The sequence below is a fragment of the Shewanella sp. QJM3NY_23 genome (assembly GCF_056173105.1).
Genome location: NZ_CM149657.1, coordinates 2,575,610 through 2,598,387 on the forward strand (window position 1 = coordinate 2,575,610; position 22,778 = coordinate 2,598,387).

General features: G+C 49.3%; 15 protein-coding genes. 4 read left to right on the top strand and 11 right to left on the bottom strand.

The genetic code is table 11. From position 1 onward, the window contains the following. Positions 1 to 82: 82 nt before the first annotated feature. Positions 83 to 484 carry a YbaY family lipoprotein gene (locus AC0VXX_RS11535; protein WP_475514351.1) on the bottom strand — a complete coding sequence of 134 codons (402 nt, stop codon included), beginning with the start codon at positions 482 to 484 and terminating at the stop codon, positions 83 to 85. Between the two features lie 205 nt (positions 485 to 689). Here AC0VXX_RS11535 and AC0VXX_RS11540 point away from each other — a divergent pair, with 205 nt between their 5' ends. Beyond that, complete coding sequence (locus AC0VXX_RS11540) at positions 690 to 1,484, top strand: SDR family NAD(P)-dependent oxidoreductase (RefSeq protein ID WP_475514352.1); 795 nt, start codon at positions 690 to 692, stop codon at positions 1,482 to 1,484. A gap of 292 nt (positions 1,485 to 1,776) precedes the next feature. Next, positions 1,777 to 3,516, top strand: coding sequence for an AMP-binding protein (locus tag AC0VXX_RS11545; protein WP_475514353.1), 1,740 nt, complete (start codon positions 1,777 to 1,779; stop codon positions 3,514 to 3,516). Positions 3,517 to 3,723: 207 nt separating this feature from the next. Here AC0VXX_RS11545 and AC0VXX_RS11550 read toward each other — a convergent pair whose 3' ends face one another. Together AC0VXX_RS11550 and AC0VXX_RS11555 are read right to left on the bottom strand one after the other, a co-directional pair. Then, positions 3,724 to 5,595: a methyl-accepting chemotaxis protein gene (locus AC0VXX_RS11550; protein WP_475514354.1), complete on the bottom strand. Its 1,872-nt coding sequence runs from the start codon at positions 5,593 to 5,595 to the stop codon at positions 3,724 to 3,726. Between the two features lie 523 nt (positions 5,596 to 6,118). Further along, entirely contained in the window at positions 6,119 to 6,655 is a 537-nt protein-coding gene (locus tag AC0VXX_RS11555; protein WP_475514355.1) for an N-acetyltransferase family protein, read from the bottom strand. A 568-nt stretch (positions 6,656 to 7,223) separates the two neighbouring features. On the opposite strand from AC0VXX_RS11555, the gene AC0VXX_RS11560 reads away from it, so the two are divergent. Continuing rightward, complete coding sequence (locus AC0VXX_RS11560; protein ID WP_475514356.1) at positions 7,224 to 8,933, top strand: proline--tRNA ligase; 1,710 nt, start codon at positions 7,224 to 7,226, stop codon at positions 8,931 to 8,933. Between the two features lie 378 nt (positions 8,934 to 9,311). Here AC0VXX_RS11560 and AC0VXX_RS11565 read toward each other — a convergent pair whose 3' ends face one another. The 8 genes from AC0VXX_RS11565 to AC0VXX_RS11600 all read right to left on the bottom strand — a co-directional run bounded on the left by AC0VXX_RS11565 (position 9,312) and on the right by AC0VXX_RS11600 (position 18,843). Further along, positions 9,312 to 10,541, bottom strand: a complete 1,230-nt coding sequence (locus AC0VXX_RS11565; RefSeq protein WP_475514357.1) for a phenylacetate--CoA ligase family protein — start codon at positions 10,539 to 10,541, stop codon at positions 9,312 to 9,314. 11 nt (positions 10,542 to 10,552) lie between these two features. Further along, positions 10,553 to 11,371, bottom strand: coding sequence for an ABC transporter ATP-binding protein (locus AC0VXX_RS11570; protein ID WP_110458636.1), 819 nt, complete (start codon positions 11,369 to 11,371; stop codon positions 10,553 to 10,555). 66 nt (positions 11,372 to 11,437) lie between these two features. Continuing rightward, a complete protein-coding gene (locus tag AC0VXX_RS11575) occupies positions 11,438 to 12,682 on the bottom strand; it encodes an ABC transporter substrate-binding protein (protein WP_475514358.1) in 1,245 nt (414 codons plus the stop codon). A gap of 185 nt (positions 12,683 to 12,867) precedes the next feature. After that, positions 12,868 to 13,941: a branched-chain amino acid ABC transporter permease gene (locus tag AC0VXX_RS11580; RefSeq protein WP_475514359.1), complete on the bottom strand. Its 1,074-nt coding sequence runs from the start codon at positions 13,939 to 13,941 to the stop codon at positions 12,868 to 12,870. Positions 13,942 to 13,998: 57 nt separating this feature from the next. Further along, the gene (locus AC0VXX_RS11585; RefSeq protein WP_110458633.1) at positions 13,999 to 14,892 is read right to left on the bottom strand and encodes a branched-chain amino acid ABC transporter permease; all 894 of its coding nucleotides are present in this window, start codon (positions 14,890 to 14,892) and stop codon (positions 13,999 to 14,001) included. Continuing rightward, entirely contained in the window at positions 14,889 to 16,850 is a 1,962-nt protein-coding gene (locus tag AC0VXX_RS11590; protein WP_475514360.1) for an AMP-binding protein, read from the bottom strand. Before AC0VXX_RS11590 ends, AC0VXX_RS11585 begins: the two co-directional genes overlap by 4 nt. Continuing rightward, on the bottom strand, positions 16,850 to 17,647 hold the full coding sequence (locus AC0VXX_RS11595; protein ID WP_475514361.1) for an ABC transporter ATP-binding protein: 798 nt from the start codon (positions 17,645 to 17,647) through the stop codon (positions 16,850 to 16,852). The genes AC0VXX_RS11590 and AC0VXX_RS11595 overlap by 1 nt, the downstream gene beginning before the upstream one ends. Positions 17,648 to 17,802: 155 nt before the next feature. Continuing rightward, positions 17,803 to 18,843, bottom strand: coding sequence for a DcaP family trimeric outer membrane transporter (locus AC0VXX_RS11600; protein ID WP_475514362.1), 1,041 nt, complete (start codon positions 18,841 to 18,843; stop codon positions 17,803 to 17,805). Positions 18,844 to 19,195: 352 nt separating this feature from the next. Between AC0VXX_RS11600 and AC0VXX_RS11605 the strand changes: the two genes are divergently transcribed. Next, on the top strand, positions 19,196 to 22,693 hold the full coding sequence (locus AC0VXX_RS11605; RefSeq protein ID WP_475514363.1) for a sensor histidine kinase: 3,498 nt from the start codon (positions 19,196 to 19,198) through the stop codon (positions 22,691 to 22,693). Positions 22,694 to 22,778 lie beyond the last annotated feature (85 nt).

The following is a 22,778-nucleotide window of genomic DNA, read 5'->3' on the forward strand; positions in this document are numbered from 1 at the left end:
CACAATAATGAAATCGGCGCGATAACGGCTGTTTAGCGCTTTGTCAGTGCCAAAGTTTATGGCACTGAACAAACATTCAGGATTATCGGCCGACCTGCTGTACCAATACCGAAATGGGTTCTTGCGAGCCAAGATCGATAGGATACGCCTGAGTATTAATGAACATAAGCTGTTCGTTATGACTAATTTTCGCCCCTACCGCATAAGTATGCCCAGGCTCAAACTGATCACTTGGGATCACAAACTGAAACGGTGCAGGAGTAGTAATATCACTGCGCTGCAGCTCTGCTATCACCACCGCTGGTGCATCCATCTTAGAGACATCTTTCACCTGCACCGTTAATACCGCATCGGTAGGCAGCGCGATACGCTCTCTAAACCACACTTCGCCTTGAATTTCGACACTGGCATTAGGCGTCGCACAGCCACTTAGCACACTGGCCGCCATGGCCACAGGTAACAGCGGTTTTAACCATTTGTTCATTATCTAGCTCCTTATAATACATCAAGACATCTGGATGTCTATATGTCCAACCTTAATTACATCAAATAACTGATCTCACAAATAACCTAATCTCATCAAGAACTGTGAAAGCCCGCATATTTGTGCAATTCCCATAAGTGATACACCTTGTCCTAGGATCAATATGTCCATATCATAGAACGACCATTTGTTGCGAAATAGCCTAATGACCCAAGCTACAGCCATTATTGTGGGCGCAAGCTCACTGCTCAGCCAAGAAATAGCCAAACAACTGGCCAAACAAGATGTTGAACTCGTCCTACTGGCTCAAGATCCTGACTCAATTAGTGAATTTGCGCAATCCTTACCGACCAAGGTAAGGGTTCAGGCACTGCAAATTGACCAACCCGCGGCCATTATTGCCACCCTTGAAACGCTCTGGCAGCAACTTGACAGCGTACACTTAGTATTAGTCAATACTGGGCTTAATAGCTATGATGCCACGCTGCCTTGGCAGCCCGAAGCCGATATTATTACCGTCAATGTACAAGGCTTTAGCGCCATCTGTAATACTGCCTTTAGGCTATTTACCGAGCAAGGTTATGGCCAACTCGCGGCGATCAATTCTATCGCAGGCCTGCGCGGCGGCCCCAGTGTGGCTTACCATGCCTCAAAAGCCTACGCCAGCAACTACCTTGAAGGGCTGAGTATGCATGCTCAGCGACTCAAATTGCCCATTACCATCACCGATCTGCAACTGGGACTGCTCGATAAAGCCGCCCTGCAACGCAGTCGCTTATGGCTCTCGCCGCCGGATGAAGTGGCTCGGCAGGTGATAAAGGCGATGCAATCGGCCAAACGTAAAGCTTATATCACTAAGCGCTGGCGTCTGGTCGCCTGGCTCACTAAGTTACTGCCTGAATTTATTTATAACACCCGCCACTGGCGCACTAAAGCGCAGCGCCTAGCTGAAAAATCAGCCCAAAAAGCCACCCGCGATCAGCAGGACACGCCAGAGTAATTTCACCTTGGCTCGCCGATGCGAATTTAAGTCATCGGAGAGTCAAGCTACGCGCTTATCACTGCCTCATAATCCCTATCGGCAGGTAAATTGGGGTGTATATTCCAAAATTCAACGCCTTGTTGATAGGTCATTTTATCGCCACCTCACCACTAAGCTGCAGCCCTATTTATCACCTAACAGGCTATTAGTGCTTTAGTCTATAAATGCCAAAATGTGCTTGTGGCGTCTTACCAGCATTGGGTAGTGTGTTGACCTAATCACTCAGAACACTGTTATGCATGGAGGCCTCATGTCTGCCGTATCGACATTTGCAAACAACAACACTTTTCCGCTTACCCTCAGCCAATATGACGGCCACACTAGCTCGCCGTTAATAGAGCGCACCATAGGCCACTATTTCGATGACATCGTAAAGCGTTACCCAGATAAACTCGCCATTGTGATGCATCACCAAGGGATCCGTTGGAGTTACCAAGAATATCAAGCACAGATAAATGAACTGGCGGCTGGCCTGCTGGCTATCGGTATCCAACCAGGCGACCGCGTTGGTATCTGGTCACCCAATAACATTGAATGGTGTTTAACCCAATTTGCCACCGCCAAAATTGGCGCCATCATGGTGTGCATCAATCCTGCCTATCGCCCCGAAGAGCTGCAGTATGCCCTCAATAATGTCGGCTGCCGCGCGATTATCTGCGCCGAAAAATTTAAGTCGAGTAACTACCTCGAGATGCTGTATCAATTAGCGCCCGAGTTACACGACTGTCAACCGGGGCAACTCACCGCGGCGCAGTTACCCTCGTTAGAATGTGTGATCCGCATGGGGCACGACGCCTCCCCCGGCATGCTCAATTTCGACCACGTTAAGCGCCCACTGAGCAGCGCTGACAAGATACAACTCAATGCCGTCGCGCAAGGGCTCTCGCCCTTTGATGCCATTAATATTCAATTTACCTCAGGCACCACTGGCAATCCTAAAGGCGCGACCTTGAGTCATCATAATATTCTCAACAATGGCCTGTTGGTGGCTAACGCCATGCAGCTGAGCGCCGATGACAAGTTGTGCATCCCAGTGCCCTTATATCACTGTTTTGGGATGGTGCTGGGTAACTTATCGTGCATCAGCAAAGGTGCGGCGGCGATATTTCCAAGCGACTCATTCGATCCGCTCACCACCTTGCAGGTGGTTGAAGCAGAAAAGTGCACCGCCCTGCATGGGGTACCGACCATGTTTATCGCTCAGCTTGAGCACCCAGAATTTAATCAGTTTGATTTAAGTTCGCTGCGCACCGGCGTCATGGCCGGCGCCACCTGCCCCGAAGAGGTGATGCGCCGAGTACAAAGCCTGATGTATATGGAGCAAGTGCTTATTGGTTACGGCCAAACCGAATGCAGCCCAATTAACAACATGACCGAAATCGACTCTTCGGTAGAGAAGCGGGTCACCACGGTAGGCCGCGCTCTGGCCCATACTCAGGTTAAAATAGTCGACGAATTTGGCGACCTCGTGCCCATAGGCCAGCCTGGTGAAGTGTGCAGCCGCGGCTACGGGGTGATGCAGTGTTATTGGAATGATGCTGAAAAAACCGCGGCCACCATAGACAATGACGGTTGGTTACACTCGGGCGATATTGGCGAAATGGACAGCGAAGGATACGTTAAAATTGTCGGGCGGATTAAAGATATGATCATTCGCGGCGGCGAAAATATCTACCCGCGCGAAATTGAAGAGAAGCTTTATAGTCATCCCGATGTACAAGATGCGGCCGTATTTGGGGTGCAAAGTGACAAATACGGTGAAGAGGTGTGCGTGTGGATTAAAGTGCAGCCACGCACTCAAATTGATGAGGCGGCGATCCGCCATTTCTTAACCGAGAAAATAGCCTACTTCAAGGTGCCAAGGTACATCAAATTTGTCGAGCAATACCCAATGACAGTGACGGGGAAAATCCAGAAGTTCAAAATGCGTGAACTCATGTATCAAGAACTCTATCAAGACATTAACCGTGAGTCGGTAAGCTGCGCCTAAGCCTGATGGATAGCCGTGTATTAAGTTGCAGGCAAGGTTCATCAGTCACTCAAAGAGCAAGGCAAGCTGACTAAAACGAAGACTAAACCTTAGCGGTATGCGTAAAAATAGCGACCAAACAAAAAGCCAACCTGCATGCAGGTTGGCTTTTTTAGGTTATGCCCAGACGCTCGTTGGCAACCCCATTGATGACATGTCGTCTGACGCTTACAAAATAAACGTCGCGACCTTCTCGCTCAAATCGGTTGCCCGATCTTTGAGTATTTTTGCCTGAGTTAAATGGGTTCTGGCTGATGAGGTGATCTCATCGGTAACATCTTTTATCGCAACCGTATTTTGAGTGATCTCGTTGGTCACCTGCGTCTGCTCTTCTGCGGCAGTGGCAATTTGGCCTGCCATATCAGAAATCACATTCACCGCTTGAGTGATCTCCTCAAGTGCTTTCGCGGCCGCATTAACATCATTGACACTGTTATTGGCCAGTCCCTTACTGCTGTCCATCAAACTAACCGCCTGCTTAGTGGTATTTTGTAAGGTTTCGATTGTGGTATAGATCTCTTCGGTAGAATCTTGGGTACGGCGAGATAACACCCGCACTTCGTCAGCCACTACCGCAAAACCTCGCCCTTGCTCACCAGCGCGCGCCGCTTCAATCGCCGCATTTAACGCCAATAAGTTGGTCTGCTCTGCGATCCCTTGAATCGTGGTTAAGATGCTTGAAATCGCTTGAGCGTGTCGACTTAACTCACCAATCACAGTGGTTGCCTCGTCAACTTCTGATGCCAGTGCATTAATGGTTGTGCGGGTTTGATCCACCAACCCTTTACCCTGAGTACTGCTTTGCGCCGACTGCTGCGCCGCGGCGGCGGTACTTTCAGCATTGGCGGCAATTTCATGAGTCGCGCTCGACATTTCGGTGACCGCCGTGGCGACCATAGACACTTCTTGCTGCTGGCGTTGCAGCTCATCGACACTCGATTGGTTAGTGACTAGGCTCTGCTCGGCGTCAGCATCAAGCTCAATAGCGAGCTGACGAATATGACTGATTAGCTCATGCTGACTACTGACAAAACGGTTAAAGCTGTCGGCCAGAACGCCCACTTCATCTTGGCTGTCCACCTCGATGCGCTGGGTTAAATCACCATTACCATCGGCAATACGTGACAGTGCTTGTGATACGCGGCTTAATGGCCCCAGTAACAGACTTAATAGCCAAGAAATAGCTAACACACTGATGATTAAGGCTAGTGCAGCTAAACCTAACTGAGTTAGCATCAAGTTGCTCAATGGGGCTTCTAACGTCTCTTTATCGAGAACAAACACCAACTGCCAATCGGTAGTGGGGATCTCAACAGCCCAAAGCAGTTTATCGCGTCCTTCAGCCTCAAAATAGGCGGGCGCTAATTGCCCTGTTTGACGACTCATTTCAGACAAGCGCTGACTCAACTCATCATCGACATCTGTCACCTTGCCCATCAACTTACTGGGATCTTTATGGGCTATCACAGTGCCATCTTTGTGCATCATGATGGCGTAACCGTTAGCCGGCAGTGACATATTGTTGACACTATCGACCAAGCTGGCAATCGATACATCGCCCCCTACCACACCATTACGTGTCGGCTGGGCTATGGTTACCACTAATACATTGAAGGCCACATCTAAATATGGCTTGGTAATAATGGCGCCGCGCGCTTGTTGCGCTTGCTCATACCAAGGACGAGCGCGAGGATCGTACCCTGTGCGGTCGATACTCGGATCGGAGTCAACCATGACACCAGTGTTACTGCCCAAATAGGTTAACTGAAAATCGCCAGAGGCTTGTGCTTGTTGCAGCGCATTTAGCGTATCGCCCTCAACTTTCGTCGCGACCGATGCGATGACACGTTGACGATCGGCTAACCACTCTTTAATGCGCATCGCCTGTTGCTCGCCAGATTCACTCACCTGAGCGACACTGCTTTGCAGTAACAAGGCTTTTTGGGTGGAATAGCTGCGCCATGATAGCAGTGCAATAACAACCGCAAGGGCAAGTACAACCGATAACAATATTTTTTTCTTGAGTGAATATGAATTCATATTGGATGCTAATCTGATGTTTAATGAAACTAAGGGACAGGGATAAATAAAGCCATTTAGTCGCTAAATTTAGTGTGCGATTAGAGACTGAAAAACCACCTCAATCTTGGCGGGCATTCTCGCACACGTAATAAAACAACAAAAGAAAAAAACACTATTTTATAGCGAAACCCACGTCATTTTAACACTGGTAGTACAAGTTTAATTTACTCTTGACGAAAAAATCAGTGGAAAACACTAGAGATGTAAATTGATTGGGTTGGATGGGGCGAAAATGTAAAGCAAATACTGCACAGAGCAACACTTGATTAAACTTGCCGTTGCTAGCCTATTTTCATTAAACAGATCTTGGCTAACGATGCTCATTAATGGGTTATCAGGCGTTGGCCAATGATGTGCAATAATGGCGACAAACAGCATGAATAGGCACATTAGTGCTATTTTTACCATTCAGCATCCAAGGGAAAACGCAGTCAATTATCATACAATGTGTCCATCATTGTCCCCCATGACCAACACCGAGTTAACTACAGATGCGGCGCGACATCATGGTATACCCAAGAGAGCGACCATCGATGCGATACATATCATTAATCTGCGCACATTGAATAAAGTCATGACGTTGATACAGTTTGTAAGCAGACTGATTCTCCGTCAGCAACCATAAATCAATCACCTCACAGTCGGTGTGCAGCGCCGCCCACACAAACATGCTATTAAGTAATTGGCTACCAAGCCCCTGTCCACGACACGACTTATCGACGCCCATGCCGAGTAACACTCGATGCGGCGTATGCGGCTCTTGATGAGGACGAATATCGATATGCCCCACAACCTGCTCATTATCAAAAGCCAACAACAGACGACGCCAACCACCTTGTTGCAACGGCTTGTCTATTCCTTGTGTGAAACGGGCACGCATCTCATCATTAAGCTGCGACTCGGCCACCGACAATGGTAGAAATGGCACACTGTCATCGGCGCCATTCTCTTTAAGTTGCTTGGCCAGATAAACAAAAAAACGCGGTAAATCGTCACTGGTCGCTAATCGAATGTCCAAAACTCAGTATCCTTTTTATAGTTAAGCATGAGTTAATATAGGTCTCTATCACCGCAATGAATAACCCAGCAAGACGCACTATTAGCAAGATGCTACTAATATTTAGAGAAATTAAGGCAAATAGAATGCGTGATATTTTATCAACACAGGTTAACCGACTGATGTCAAATACACACTTAAAAATCACCTAACTCTGGGTTTATTTAAATTTGCCATAAAAAGAGCCGCGAGCAGCTTGATATGCCCGTAAGACTCGAGGCCAATACCACTAACGACTATCCCTTATTGGGCTTCACAAATCTACAGCACAAACATGCTTTTCTAAACACGGCATGACTCAAATCGCGACTGACTCATTACAGATAGCTGTTATACGCAAATAACGTCGGTTAAAGTAGGAACAACAAAACAACCGCAAAAAAGCACTCTAACGACGGTTAATGATCAAATTAAGCCAATCATTCACAACCAGCCCGTTTTCGCTGCCAGTGCTCAAACAAACTAGGTGACATCAACACACAGGGTGCTAAAATGTCGACCTATTTCACTACATAACTGGATATTGGCAATGCGAGTTAGCAAGTACCTGCTGTCAACACAAAAAGAGACCCCAGCAAACGCTGAGGTGGTAAGTCATCAATTAATGCTACGTGCGGGAATGATCCGTCGTAACGCATCAGGTCTTTACAGCTGGTTGCCGACAGGCTTACGTGTACTGCGTAAGATTGAAGCGATTGTGCGTGAAGAGATGAACAATGCAGGTGCTGTTGAGATCTTAATGCCCATGGTACAACCGGCTGATCTGTGGGTTGAAACCGGTCGTTGGGAAAAATTTGGTCCTGAGCTATTGCGCTTTCAAGACCGTCACAACCGTGACTTCGTCTTAGGCCCAACCCATGAAGAAGTGATCACCGACATCGTTCGTAAAGAAGTTAACTCATACAAGCAGTTACCACTTAATCTTTACCAAATTCAAACTAAGTTCCGCGATGAAGTACGTCCACGTTTTGGTGTGATGCGCTCGCGTGAATTCTTGATGAAAGACGCTTACTCTTTCCATTTAGATCAACAAACCATGGATGAAACCTATGAGGCGATGTACACCGCCTATAGCAACATCCTAGGCCGTATGGGTCTGGCTTTCCGCCCAGTACTTGCTGATACCGGCTCTATCGGTGGCAGCATGTCACATGAGTTCCACGTATTAGCCAACAGCGGTGAAGACTTAATAGCTTACTCAACTGAGAGTGATTACGCCGCTAACATCGAAAAAGCAGAAGCGCCAATCCCAACTGAGCCACGCGGCGCAGCTACGGTTGAAATGAGCATTATCGATACGCCTAATGCCAAAACCATTGAAGAGCTCGTCTCACAGCACGACATCGCTATCGAAAAAACCGTTAAGACCATTATTGTTAAAGGTGCAACCGAAGAAGCGCCGTTAGTGGCCATTATCATTCGTGGTGACCATGAACTTAACGAAGTGAAAGTTGAGAAGCTTGACGCCGTATTAGCTCCATTTGAGATGGCCGATGAAGCCGATATCCGTAAAGCCATTGGTGCAGGCCCTGGCTCATTAGGTCCTGTCGGGCTTAATATTCCAGTCTATATTGACCACAGCGTTAACATCATGAGTGATTTTGCCGCTGGCGCTAACCAAGATGGTAAGCACTATGTGGGCATTAACTGGGAGCGCGACCTACCGGAAGCCCCCGTTGCCGACCTACGTAACGTCATCGAAGGTGAAGCGAGCCCATGTGGCAAGGGCACTATCGGACTACTGCGCGGCATCGAAGTGGGTCATATCTTCCAGTTAGGTACGAACTACTCAGAGTCGATGGGCGCTAACGTACTAGACGAAAACGGCAAGTCAAAAACCTTACTGATGGGTTGTTACGGTGTGGGCGTAAGCCGCATGGTGGCGGCGGCAATTGAGCAAAACAACGATGATCGCGGCATTATCTGGCCAGATGCGATTGCACCGTTCAAAGTGGGCATCTTGCCAATGAACATGCACAAATCTCACCGCGTTAAGGATATGGCTGAGCAGCTATATCAAGACCTTAACGATGCCGGTATCGAAGTGCTGTTTGACGACCGTAAAGAGCGCCCTGGCGTAATGTTTGCCGATATGGAGCTTATCGGTCTGCCACACGTTATCGTGATTGGCGATCGCAACATCGACAGCGGTGTATTCGAATATAAGAACCGTCGCACAGGTGAAAAACAAGATATTCCATTCGATCAAATTATCGACTTTATTCAGTCTGCTAAATAAATAGGTCTGCTAAGTAAAACGGGATCTGAATCGATACTCAAAACGCCCAGCTCATGCTGGGCGTTTTTTTTATGGATGATGCCATTTAATACCATCGCCAGCTGATTGTGTCCGTTTAAGCAACTTGTTGAACGAAGCCGTTTGGCGGCAGAAGAGATAAAAAAGCTCTTTCCATCCCGATCCAAAATCATTTCTAGAAGCGACCCGCAACTATCAATGCGTACAGTCGCGCAGTTAGGCGCATTAGTACTTACTTTGACTACTGCCCATGTTGTCATCAACCCATATGCTTCATGGGCGTTAACCGACCTAATTAATTTAAAAAACTGCCGACCGACGAGTTAAATGAGCGCTACTTTTTAGCTCGACATCAACACGCTATCTTTTATCCTCAATCACCATGCCATCATTGGCTAATGTCCCTGTGGCAACCAAAGCCACCTCGCCGCTGAGCTGGGTTTCGGCTCGAATAGAGGCGCTAATGGCGGCAATATCCAGTTGCGAGCGCTGGGCGTCATCCACTTCACACAGTAAACACATAGTATCGTTATGGTTACTGCTCGCGATCACTAGCCGTACTTTAGCAAGCTCACTATGACGACGGCGAATGCGCTCAACTTGTTCTGGGTGCACAAACAAGCCTTTCACTTTACAGGTTTGATCGGCGCGGCCCATCCAGCCTTTAATGCGCATATTGGTGCGCCCGCAGCGACTTTCGCCACCCATTAAGGCTGACAAATCCCCTGTGGCAAGGCGGATCAGCGGATAATCACGATTAAAGCTGGTAACCACCACCTCGCCAACTTCGCCATCGGCAACAGGAACTTGCGTACCTGGGCGCACAATTTCGACAATAATATCTTCGGCAACCACTAAGCCATCATCGCTGACACTTTCAAAGGCGATAAGCCCCATATCGGCAGTCGCATAAGCCTGCTTAACGGCAATGCCCGCCTCGGCAAAGCGGGCTTTGAGCGGCGCCGTTAACGCCTCGCCAGAGACCAGCGCCTTAGTGATTGACGAGACATCGCAATCCAACTGCTGCGCCTTATCGAGCAAGATATTTAAAAATGAGGGTGTGCCGCAATAGCCATTGGGCTTTAAGGTGCCAATCAAGGCCAGTTGCTGCTCTGTCTGCCCGGGACCTGCGGGGATCACGCTGCAACCACAGGCCTTAGCGCCCGAGTCCATCATGAAGCCGCCGGGGGTTAAATGATAAGAGAGACAATTTTGCACCCGATCGCCCTGACGAAAACCCGCAGCAAAAAACGCTTGTCCCATGCGCCACCAATCATGGCCGTCACATTCGGGCTCATGAATTGGGCCCGGCGATTGAAATATGCGCCCCACGCTATGCTGATTGGGGGTCATGCCGGCAAAAGGCGGCTTCGCGGCCTGCAATTCAATCAGATCGGCCTTACGGGTGATGGGCAGGGTCGCTAGCGCAGCCCGGCTATTGATGTGGCTAACATCGATGTCGGCTAACCGCGCTGCATAATAGTCGCAGTGGCTTTTCGCAAAGCTCAGTTGCTCGGCCAGCGCCGACATAAGGTAGTCTTCGCGAACAGCGGCGCTTTGCCCTTCCAGTGGGTGATAAAAATGGCTCATGTCGGCTCCTATTACAACCAGCGTTTACGGCGTTTATACGACTTTAAATTTTTAAAACTTTTGCGAGTTTCATTGCCGCCCCCCAGATAAAACTCTTTTACGTCTTCGTTATTGAGCAGCTGCGCCTTACTGCCATCGAGCACTATCTTGCCCGATTCCATGATATAGCCATAGTTGGCTGCCTTTAAGGCGTAGTTGGCATTTTGCTCCACCAGCAGCATGGTGATCCCCTGCTCGCGATTGATCTTTTCTATGATGCCAAACACCTCTTTTACCAATAGCGGTGAAAGGCCCATCGAAGGCTCATCGAGGCAGATCATCTTAGGACGGGCCATTAACGCGCGGCCGATGGCCAGCATTTGCTGCTCGCCGCCCGACAGGTATCCGGCGAGCCCTGTGCGCTCTTTCAGGCGTGGGAAATAGTTAAACACCATCTCAATGTCTTGATTAACTTGACCGTCATGGCGGGTATAGGCGCCTAACTTTAAGTTTTCAATCACGCTCATATCTTCGATGATCCGCCGACCTTCCATCACCTGAAATAGGCCCGAGCGCACCACATCCGAAGCGTTTTGGGTATCGATTCGCTCGCCCATAAAATGGATATCACCACGGGACACCTCACCGTTTTCGGTCTTTAGTAATCCAGATATCGCCTTCAAGGTGGTCGATTTACCTGCGCCATTAGGGCCAAGTAGGGTGACGATTTCGCCTTGTGGCACATCGATACTGACGCCGCGAAGCACCTGAATGACATCGTCATACACCACTTCGATATTATTAATAGAGAGAATGGGGCTTTCTGGCTTTAACTGCACTGCTTGTGTCATAACAACTCCAGGGCGATAGGTGATGGCCTAGCAGGCAGAAGTGCCCTGCTAGGCCGAAATGGGTGATTAATAACCTAACCAATCAACGCGGCGCTCAATCGTGACTTGGTTGACCTTCTCAACTTTAATGTCTCCACCGTTGTAGTTGCCTTTGTAGATGTTGACCTGATTAATGCCGCGGTGATCATCAGGTGTCCACGTCGCCGCTAAGCAGACGCCTTCAAGCCCTTTAGGCACCCAGTTTTGCTGCACATACATGCCTTTTTTAACGTTAGGCCCAGTAATACCACCATTGGCCTTAGCCCACTCCATCGACTCTTTCATAAAGTAGGTAGAGCAAACACCGCGAATATAGTGGTGTAGACGAGGTTCTTGACCGCTAGCATCGGACATTTTTGAGATCTCACGTACCAGCGCCATGCCCGGTACATCATCCCCCCAAAAAGGGGTCATAGTAGGGAAGATATAGTTTTTCACCCCTTCACCCGCTGCCTGAAACACCAACTTATCGCCGCCCCAAATATTAGACATAAACTGAATATCTGTGCCAACCGTGTCGCACGACTTGATTAACGACTGCACCGAACCGCCTAAGTTGCCGATATAGCCATAATTGGTCCCCGAACTTTTAAGGCTTAAACATTGCGCTTTAAAGTCACCGGGTTTCATCGATATCACTACCGGCGGCTGTACATCAAAGCCAAGCTCGGTGGCGTATTCGGCGCATGCCTCTTTAGGGGCGTTAGGGAACGGATGGTTGGCACCAATGTGGGTGAACTTTGGCTTGCCCTGCCCACCTTTTGCTTGCCAATCCTCTGCGGCCCACTGCACCAAGCCACGACATGCATCAGAATAAGACGCGCCATAGAAGAAGTTATACGGCGCAGGCTTTTTGGTATTGGGGTTTTTACCTTGAGGATCGGTTAGATGCCCCGAATAGGAAGCCGAGAAGATCGGCAGTTCATCTTTAGCGGCAAAAGAGATCAACGCTTCGGTATCGGCCGTGCCCCAGCCCTGCATCGCCACCATATTTTCACGCGACAACCACTTTTTATAGGAGGCGATAGCCTGCGGCACCTTGTAAGCATAATCTATGGTTTCATATTCCAGCGTGGTGCCGTCGATACCGCCATTGGCATTGATATACGCCAGCGCATCACGCACACCATCGGCATACGGCTTGCCCACAAAGGCCGTGGGGCCAGACATATCGGCAAGATGGCCAACAAATACCGAATCTTCGGCTTGTACGCTCGCACTGACTAAGGTCATTCCAGCTAATGTTGAGCCAAGTAATAGTGTCTTATACATAATAATTTCCCTTCAAAAATGGTCCATCAGGTTGAACGCTGCCATCCCAAAGTGGGTTAGGCTAAGCCCGTTCTCATGTCAAACTGCGTGCTTCTTTAAAGGCTAAGAAGAGTATCTTGTTAACGCTGCTCGCCAGCGCCGTTAACCCCTGTGCCCGCTCTTGGGCACAGGTAAAACCGTCATCACTAGTAAGCAAATGGATAGCACTTCCAGTAGTTTTTAATTTGACCCCAGCGATGGGCTAATCCTTGCGGTTCAAAAATCAAAAATAAGATGATCACCAAGCCAATGGCCATCTCTTTGATATAGGCAAGGCCGTCAGTCACCATAGGAATGTCGCCCCACGGGGTATAATTCATTAACCCCACCATGCTCTCGAGCACTTCGGGCAGTAACACCATAAACACCACCCCCATTAAGGTGCCTTTTACCGAGCCCAGGCCGCCGATGATCACCATGGCCAGAAACTGAATCGACATAAAAATGGTAAAGCCTTCCGCCGACACATAACCCAAATAGTGGCCATATAGCGCGCCACCAATGCCGGCATAAAAAGAGGAGATACCAAAAGACAACAGGCGATATTTATTTAATTTAACGCCCATGATCTCGGCAGAAAGATAATGGTCGCGCACCGCCACAAAGGCGCGGCCATCGCGGCTACGCATCAAGTTACAGCCCCAGATGTACATAAACACTAAGGCGAACAGCGCGATAAAGTAGAAGCTCAAGTCGGTATCAAACTCAAAACCAAACAGGTTAACTGGCGCAGCCATCGCCCCCGACGAACCGCCAGAAAACCATTCGGCGCGGCCAAAGAAGTCCTGAATAATGAACTGCGCTGCCAAGGTAGCAATAGCCAAGTACAAGCCCTTAATACGTGCTGCCGGCATACCAAACATCATGCCAACCGCCATGGTTAAGAAACCCGCCAAGGGGATACAAAACACCACAGGAATATTAAAACTGGTATTGAGCCAAGCCGAGGCAAACGCACCAAAGCCAAAAAAGGCCCCGTGACCTAAGGAGATCTGTCCGGTAAAGCCCACCAGAATATTGAGCCCTAAGGCCGCAATGCCAAGATAGGAGATTTGAATAAATAGGGTTAAAAAGTAACCATCGAGCACCAAAGGTGCCGCGCATGCCAGTGCGATCACCATGATGGTTATTAGTCGAATGGTACTGGTTTCGAAAATGGTGTTATCCGCCTTATAACTGGTGCGGAAATCACCACAGGGGCGCATCGCCAAACTAGACATAACAAACTCCTTGGGCCAATAGGTCAATCTCAAATAATTGATTCATAATGCTATCCTCTAGATCCGCTCAATATCACGGGTGCCAAATAGGCCGTAAGGTTTAAACCACAAGATGATAAGCAGCACGTAAAAAGGGGCGATGTCGTACATGTTGCCGATATGCAGATATTGGCTGTCGAAGAACTCGGCCACGTTTTCCAGCACGCCAATCACCACGCCGCCGACAATGGCACCGACAATGGAGTCTAGCCCGCCCAAGATCACCGCTGGAAACACCTTAATGCCGATAGAGGAGAGTGAGTCTGATACCCCGTTGACCATGCCAATCACCACTCCTGCGGTGGCCGATACGGTGGCGGCAATGCCCCAGCTCATGGCAAAGACCTGCTTAACTGAAATGCCTAAGCTTTGTGCAACCTGCTGATCAAACGCCGTGGCGCGCATGGCTAACCCATGCTTAGAATATTTAAAGAACAGAAAGAAACTCACCATGATCAGCAGCGCAATCACAGTACTCATCAAGTAGGCAAATTCGATATTGAGGCCAAAGATGGCCACCGACTGGGTATCAAACACCTGCGGATAGCTCTGGGGCGACACCCCAAAAATCCACTTGGTTAACGACTGGAAGAAAATCGACAGGCCGATAGTCACCATGATCACCGAAATTATCGGTTCGCCAATCATGGGGCGCAGCACTATCATCTGCAGTAACACGCCAAAGGCGGCCATAAAACAGAGGGTTAATATAAAGCCTAAGAAAAAAGGTAACTGGAAGTAGGTTAAAAATGCCCAGCAGACCCACGCGCCCACCAGCAAAAACTCACCTTGGGCAAAGTTGACGATTTGGGTCGACTTATACACCAACACAAAACACATGCCGACAACCCCATACAACAGGCCGACTATCAGGCCGTTAATGATAAGTTGTAATAACAGTTCGAAATTCATGATGCTCTCCTTTGCGTGACATTGGCATCGGTAGCCGTAGGGCCATCGACCACGGTGGCGACCTTAAGTTGGGTTTTGATCCGCGACTGAGTGCCATCTTGGAAGGTGATCACTGTGTCGATATCCACATGGGGCTCATCGTTATAAATCGAGTCGATAATGTCGCCATACTTGTCGGCGATCACCCCACGGCGCACCTTACGGGTACGGGTGAGCTCACCGTCATCGGCATCGAGCTCTTTATATAACAAAATGAATTTGTTTATTTTTTGTGCATCTGGCAGGGTTTCATTGACCCGCTGCACTTCAAGGCTGAGCTGCTCATACACCTCAGGTAAACTCGACAGGTTGGTGTAGTTGGTAAACGCCAAGCCTTGCTGCTCGGCCCACTTGGCGACAATACTGAAACGAATGCACAATATCGCCGACAAATAGGGTTTATCTTTGCCCAAAATCACCGCCTCACCGATAAAGGAGGAGAACTTGAGTTTGTTTTCGATATATTGTGGTGAGTACTGGATACCGTTACTGGTTTTAGCCAGATCTTTAATGCGGTCAATCACCACCAGATGACCCGATGGCTTGAAGTAACCGGCATCGCCGGTGTGCATCCAGCCATCTTTGACATCTTCCTGATAAGCTTCATCGTCATCTAAATACCCGTTAAACATGCCAACGGTTTTGGCGATAACCTCACCCACCCCTTCACTGTCGGTGTTGATCACTTTGAGTTCGGCGGTATCAAAGGCGACCCCAACGCTGTCGTAATCCACATCATCTTGCTGATGAATAGTGTAAGCGCCACACATCTCGGTTTGCCCATAGAGCTGACGCAGCGGAACACCAATGCTTTGAAAAAACTTAAAGGTGTCTGGCCCCATCGCGGCGCCGCCGGTGGCTGCCGATTTTAAAAACGAGAACCCTAAACGATCACGCAGCGCCTTCATCAACAGCCAATCGGCAAGCTGAGAACGTTTGCCCTGCGTCAGCCGTTGTTCGGCGCGCGCCATGGCAAAATTAAACAGCTTTTGTTTAAAGGGGGTGGAGTCCATCATGCGCGCTTTGACATCGGCAAGAATGCCTTCCCACACACGGGGAGCGAGCAGCACAAAGCTAGGGCCTATCTCGCGCAGATCCGCCATCATGGTCTCTTGCTCTTCCACAAAATTGACGATTTGCCGGGCAATTAATGCCTGCCCCACGGCGTATACCTGCTCCATGATCCACGGCAGCGGCAAGACCGACACATAGTTATCACCAGGTGCCCTTGGATCGGCACGTAAATAGGAGCAGCAATGGTCGATAAATTTACTGCCTTGCAGCAACACAATTTTCGGCTTAGAGGTGGTGCCCGATGTGGTGCAATAGATGGCGATGTTGTCGGCCTTTCCGGCATCGACTAAGTTGTCATAATGGCGCGGTGAGGTGTTATCCACCTCCTGACCAATGCGGTAAATCTCTTCCACACTGATCAGGCGTGAATCGTCATATTTACGCATGCCTCTTGGGTCGCAATAGACAATGTATTTTACCGACGGGATCTGGTCGCCCAGCTCGAGTAACTTATCGCACTGCTCTTCATCTTCAGCCACCACCACCTGGGCATTACTGCGATTAAGCAGATAAGCCACCTCTTCGTGCATCGAGTCTTGGTAAATGCCCAGCGAGTAACAACATAAGGCGTGGGCGGCCACCTCGCCCCACACCCACTCGGGGCGGTTCTCACCCAGTAGGGCAATGGTGGTGTTGGCTGTAATGCCTAAATGGTTAAATGCGAGCGCCATCCACTTGACGCGATTGTGATAATCTTGCCAGCTAAACTCGCTCCAAATGCCAAACTCTTTTTCACGCATGGCGATATCGGCGCCCCAATTAGCGGCGTTATGGCGCAAGATCTTGGGAAAGGTATCCATGCTTCCCATATCAAAGGATTGCGCTGCTTGATTTGACCTACTCATTAGACGACCTCTTTTAATTGCTCATTGTCTTCAAGCCCTAAATAAGCCTGTCTTACGTGCTCGTCGGCCATCACCTCATCGGGGAGACCACAAATAAGCCGCTTACCAAAATCGAGCACCATCACTTCGTGGGAGATATCCATCACCACGCCCATATCGTGTTCAATCATCACCACTGTGATGCCAAATTCTTCATTTAAGTCGAGGATGTAACGCGCCATATCCTCTTTCTCTTCCAGGTTCATGCCTGCCATCGGCTCGTCGAGCAAAATCAACTTGGGGTTGAGTGCAATTGCGCGCGCCAATTCAACCCGTTTGCGCAGGCCGTATGACAAGGTGCCTGCGACAGATTTACGCACATGGGAAATGTCGAGAAAGTCGATGATCTCCTCGACGTGGCGGCGATGACTCAGCTCCTCTTTTTGTGCCGGAGATACCCAGTACAGCGGGCCCGTCAGCCAGTTATTTTTCATCAGGTGATGACGCCCAACCATGATGTTGTCGAGCACCGACATATGACCAAACAACGCCAAGTTTTGGAAAGTGCGCCCAATGCCAAGGTCGGCGCGATCGTTAGGGCGCATGTGGGTCACATCTTGGCCGTCAAAATGAATCGAGCCCTGCTGCGGGCGATAACGGCCTGAAATGCTGTTAAGCATCGAGGTCTTGCCCGCACCATTAGGGCCAATGATGGAGAAGACGGCGCCGCGATTGACCTCAAAACTGACATCGGTCAGCGCCTTAACGCCACCAAATGCCAGTGAAATCTGCTCGACTTTTAAAATGGTCTCTGTCACACCCATACTCCTTTTAAAAAAACGCTTATCTCGCCTTGAGCGCAGCGCGGTTTATCTCAACCCGCTAGCTCACTTAACTGGTAGCGCTGTATTGTGGTGTCAAAACTGATGTCAAAAAGGCGAGGGGCACATTGCCGCCTCGCCAAGTGGTGGGTCTAGAGGGCGTAGCGCATAGACAGTTGCACGTAGTCTGAATCGACGTTTTGCTCATCCATGGCAAAATTGCCCACCTCAACACCTATGGCTAGTGCTGGCGTGAGATTTTGGAACAAATTAACGCTCCATTGGCTGCGCTCAATATTGGTTTCATCGGTTTCTAGGTAGCCATAAAGCACGGTACTTCTGAGGGTATCGGTCCAGTAATGACGGTAGGCCGCTAAATACGAGGTGGTGCTTTCTACCTCTTCGCCCACTAAGTCTTGCACGGCGCCCACGCCCACATAACGCCCCACATCACCTAGGTGCACCTGAAAGCGAAAATCATCTTTGCCAAAGGTGTTAACCACGCCGGCGATAGAGCCACCAAAGGCGGTCTCACTGTTACCCGTTGTGGTATTAAGGTTGCGGCCTAGAGCCGAAAACGACACATTACCCCAGTCGCCTTTGACGTTGTAACGGGCGACCACATCGGGCAAGTCGTCATTAGCCGTATCCCCCCCGACACTCTCTGGGTTTTCTATCGACACTTGGAAATCGCCCATCTCGTAACGCACTTGCCCTTGGCGAATAAACGCCAAGCCTATGGTGGCACCGGCAAAGTCGGCCGTTTCAGGTATCGCACTGGTGTTCATAAAGGTGGTCCAGGTTTGCCCAGCCGTCAGCCCTTTGTATTTTATAAAGGCATGACGCAGGCGCGGATTGGCCGAATTAGACACCACCTCGTTACCGCCACCGCCATAAAAATCCATCTCAATAAAGCCCATCACATCGCCATGGACATATTTGGTATTAAAACGTGATTCGTTGGCAAAAATCTTAAATTGATTCGCACTTTCTGCGAGCGGCTGACCCGATCCTATCCAAAAGTCGCGGTAGGCAACGTCGCCAGACACATAGCGCGCATCGGCTTTGAGATAACCGCCAAATGACAACTTGCCCTCGTCGCCGACCTCAAAGTCAAATGCAGCAGCGGCAGAACCCGCCACGAGGCAGAGTGAAGTAGCAAGCGTGATGTTTTTTATGGTTGAAGTGAGCATCGTTTTTCCCCTGTTTAGTCTGCCTCCAAGATGGACATATAACCTTGAAGGCTCAATTGGGAATAGGTATTAATGCACAGGGCTTAGATCCCTTGGCTTACACCATGGGACTTAGTCACCAAGGCGTAATCAGCAAGCATTAACCAATAAGGGGTAACCCATAAGTCGTAAGACAAAAGTGTGTGTCATCTCAACTGCCCTCAAGTGGGCAAACTAAGCAAGCCCTTAAGACTTAAGTCGGTAGCCCATAGGTGATGCACAGAGCACAAAATGTGATAAGTTAATTTGCATAACAATCACAGCAGTGGGCACCTTTGCTACAACACTGCGCCGCAATAGGTTTAGCGCTACCATGTTTCCTAACTGGCTCTTAGTGACCATCAGCATCAGCTATATCGGTTTGCTTTTTTTGATGGCATTTATCGGTGACAAATACCGCGATAAGCTATTTAAACAGCAACATAAGATAATCTATTCACTGTCTCTTGGGGTGTACTGCACCTCGTGGGGCTTTCTGGGGACTGCAGGGCAAGCGGCTAACAACTCGTTTGCTTACTTACCTGTGTATATTGCGCCTATTTTACTGTTTATTTTCGCTTGGCCCTTTATTCAGCGGGTGATACGGGTCTGTTTGCGGCTCAATATTACCTCGATTGCCGACCTGCTCGCGTCCCGCTTTGGTAAATCGCCGCTATTAGCGGTAGTGGTAACCTTAGTCGCCCTGTTCGGCACCCTGCCCTATATTGCCCTGCAGCAAAAAGCGATTGTTAACTCCTATGAAATTTTGCGCCAAGACCACCTCTTATCATCGTGGCAGTTGGGTCTGGTGGTGAGTTTAATCTTGGCCGGTTTTACCATTATTTTTGGCGTGCGAGCCATCGATGTCACCGAGCGCCACCCAGGCATGATGCTGGCGATTGCCTTTGAATCTCTGGTCAAGCTTATCGCTTACCTCACCATAGGGATTTTTGTCTCATTTTTTCTCTTTGATTCGCCCCTGGAGATATGGCGTCAAGCCAGCGCGCTCTCCCCCATCACCACAGAGTTTGCCTACCCCAATATTATTTCGATGTTTGGCTTGCTGTTTATCGTGATGTCGGCGTTTTTGTGTCTACCACGCCAGTTTCAAGTGTTGATTGTGGAACTAAAAGAGCAAAAACACGCACTATGGAGCCGCTGGACATTTCCGCTGTATGTGTTGGTCTTTGCCTTTTTTGCCACCCCGCTGGGACAGGCGGGTAATATTCTCTATGGGGATTCGTTGCAAAGTGATGCTTATGTGCTGTTTTTACCCACGGTTAACGGCGATCTTTGGTTAGGCTTATTTAGCTTTCTTGGGGCAATTTCGGCGGCCAGCTCTATGGTGATCATCTCGACCATAGCACTGAGTACCATGCTCAGCAACGAAGTGGTGTTCCCCACCCTATTTAAGATCAACAATATCCACAGCGACGACTTTCATAAATTTCGCTCACACCTGCTCAATATACGTAAAGCACTGGTATTAGTGGTGATATTTATGAGCTATGGCATGTTCCTTATCGCGCCCCCCGACACCTTATCATCACTAGGAGAAGTCGCCTTTGGCGCCATCGCGCAAATTGGCCCTGCGTTCTTTGCCGCATTTTTATGGCGCCGCGTGACCCTGATTGGCGTGTTAGTGGGGATAAGCGCAGGCTTCAGCTTGTGGCTGACACTGAACTTACTGCCACAGCTTGGCTTGTATCCGCACCCCTTTGCTGGCAGCGACTACTCCATGACAACCATGGCGACCTTAGTGGGCTTGTTTGTCAATATCATGGCCATCTGGTTAGTGTCCTCCTTTACCCGCCAAAGCGTGCATGAGCAGATGCAAATAGCCCACTTTATCGAACGATCTGAGCTGGATAAATTACAGCAAGAGGTGCCCAAAAACGTTAATCCGACCGAGCTTGAACTCTTAGTGGCTCGCTTTGTAGGTAAAGATAAGGCCGCCCAAGGCTTTTACCATTTTTTTGCATGTCAGCCCCAGCCTATTGTCGATAAAAACGCCCATAACCAGGCGCTGATTTTCTATACCGAGAACATGCTTGCCAGCGTAATGGGCTCTGCCTCGGCGCGCTTGGTGCTCTCTTATGCCCTCAATGGCCGCGATATTGCCATTGAAGATGTGGCCCAATTGGTAGAAGTTGCCTCCAGCCATCGGATGGAGTTTAGCCGTTCGGTACTCCATAGCGCGATTGAAAATGCCAGTGAAGGGATTTCGGTGATCGACAGAGATCTCAAACTAGTGGCCTGGAACCAACACTATTTGAATCTGTTTAACTATCCGGACGACCTGATCTACATAGGTTGCCCGGTGAGCCAACTTATCGAATATAACCTCAGCGTGGGCAAACGCTACATTGCCAATATCGATGAGCAAGTAGAGCGGCGGTTGGATTTTTTACGTCAAGGCAGTCATCACAGCACAGAGCGCGTGCAGCCCGATGGTAAAACCATTCGCATTCAGGGCAACCCGATCCCCGATGGCGGTTTTGTGATGATTTTTTCCGATATCACTATCTATCGCGAAGCGGAAAAACTGCTCAAAGAAAAAAACCTCGATCTAGAGGCACGAGTCTCTGAGCGCACCAAAAAGATGGAGCAAGCCAACGCCCAGTTGGCCCAGTCCAACGCCGAACTGGCTCAGGCGCTGCAAAAAGTGGAGCAGGCTCACCAGAAAAAAAGCCAATACCTCAAGGCGTGCAGCCACGATCTCCTGCAACCCCTGTCGGCGGCCAGATTATTTTCCTCCGCCTTTGTACAAAATGGTCAGCTCAGTGCCAAACAAAAACAGCAGATAGGCTATATCGACAATGCCCTGCAGGTGGCTAACGAACTGCTACTGGATCTTAATGAGGTATCACGTATTGAAAGTGGCACGGTAGTGCCCGAAATTACCGCCTTCGCCCTGCAAGAGGTGCTGGACTCGCTTAAAGAAGAATTTAGTGCCATGGCGGCTGCATCTAAGGTCAAGTTCAAGTTGATTAACACCTCGGTGTGGATCAGCAGCGATAAAGTGTTGCTCAGGCGCATCCTACAAAACCTAGTCAGTAATGCGTTTCGGTATGCCGGGAATGGTAAAATAGTACTGGGTTGTCGCAGGCAATCAACAGGCGTGTTAGTGCAAGTGGTCGACGATGGCCCTGGGATCCCAGCCGACAAACAGGCGATGATTTTTGAGCAGTTCACCCGCCTGCAGCATTCGGGACATGATGGCGTTAACGGCTTAGGTTTAGGCTTAAACATTGCCCAAGGATTAGCCGGGTTACTGCAACATCAGCTGACTTTATCGTCCGAGGTGGACAGCGGCAGCATCTTCAGTTTGGCGGTGCAAACGGTCACGGCTCAGCCCTGTACAACAATTGCCACTCAGGCAGATATTTTGACTCTCAATGGGGTGCATGTCTTGGTGGTCGATAACGATCCTAATGTGCTCAATGGCATGACAGAGTTGCTGGCAGGCTGGCGCTGCCAAGTCTACGGGGCATCGACGCCAGAGCAAGCCAAAGCTCTGTTTAAGCAATATGCTGCCAATATCGATATTGTGTTGATGGACTATCAACTCGATGATAACCAAAATGGTTTGGATTTAATGAGTCAGCTACAAGCCCTGTCGCCCCATCCTGTGCCAGCGGTGCTGATCACTGCCACCATAGATGAAAGCGTGGTATTACAAGCTAAATCCCTAGGTTATGGGTATTTGCGCAAAATTATAAAACCCATCGCACTGCGCGCGGTGATGAGCGCCACATTGGCAAGCAGCCTGCACAATAACTACTCGGCGCCGACATCGACTAATTATGCCGCCAGCGAACGAGAGCCTTAAGGTCTCAAAGCAAGAGACTTAAGGCAAGGGCCTTTAGCCAAGGAGCTTCAGCAAGAGGCTCTAGCCTAAGACAAAGCTAGGACTA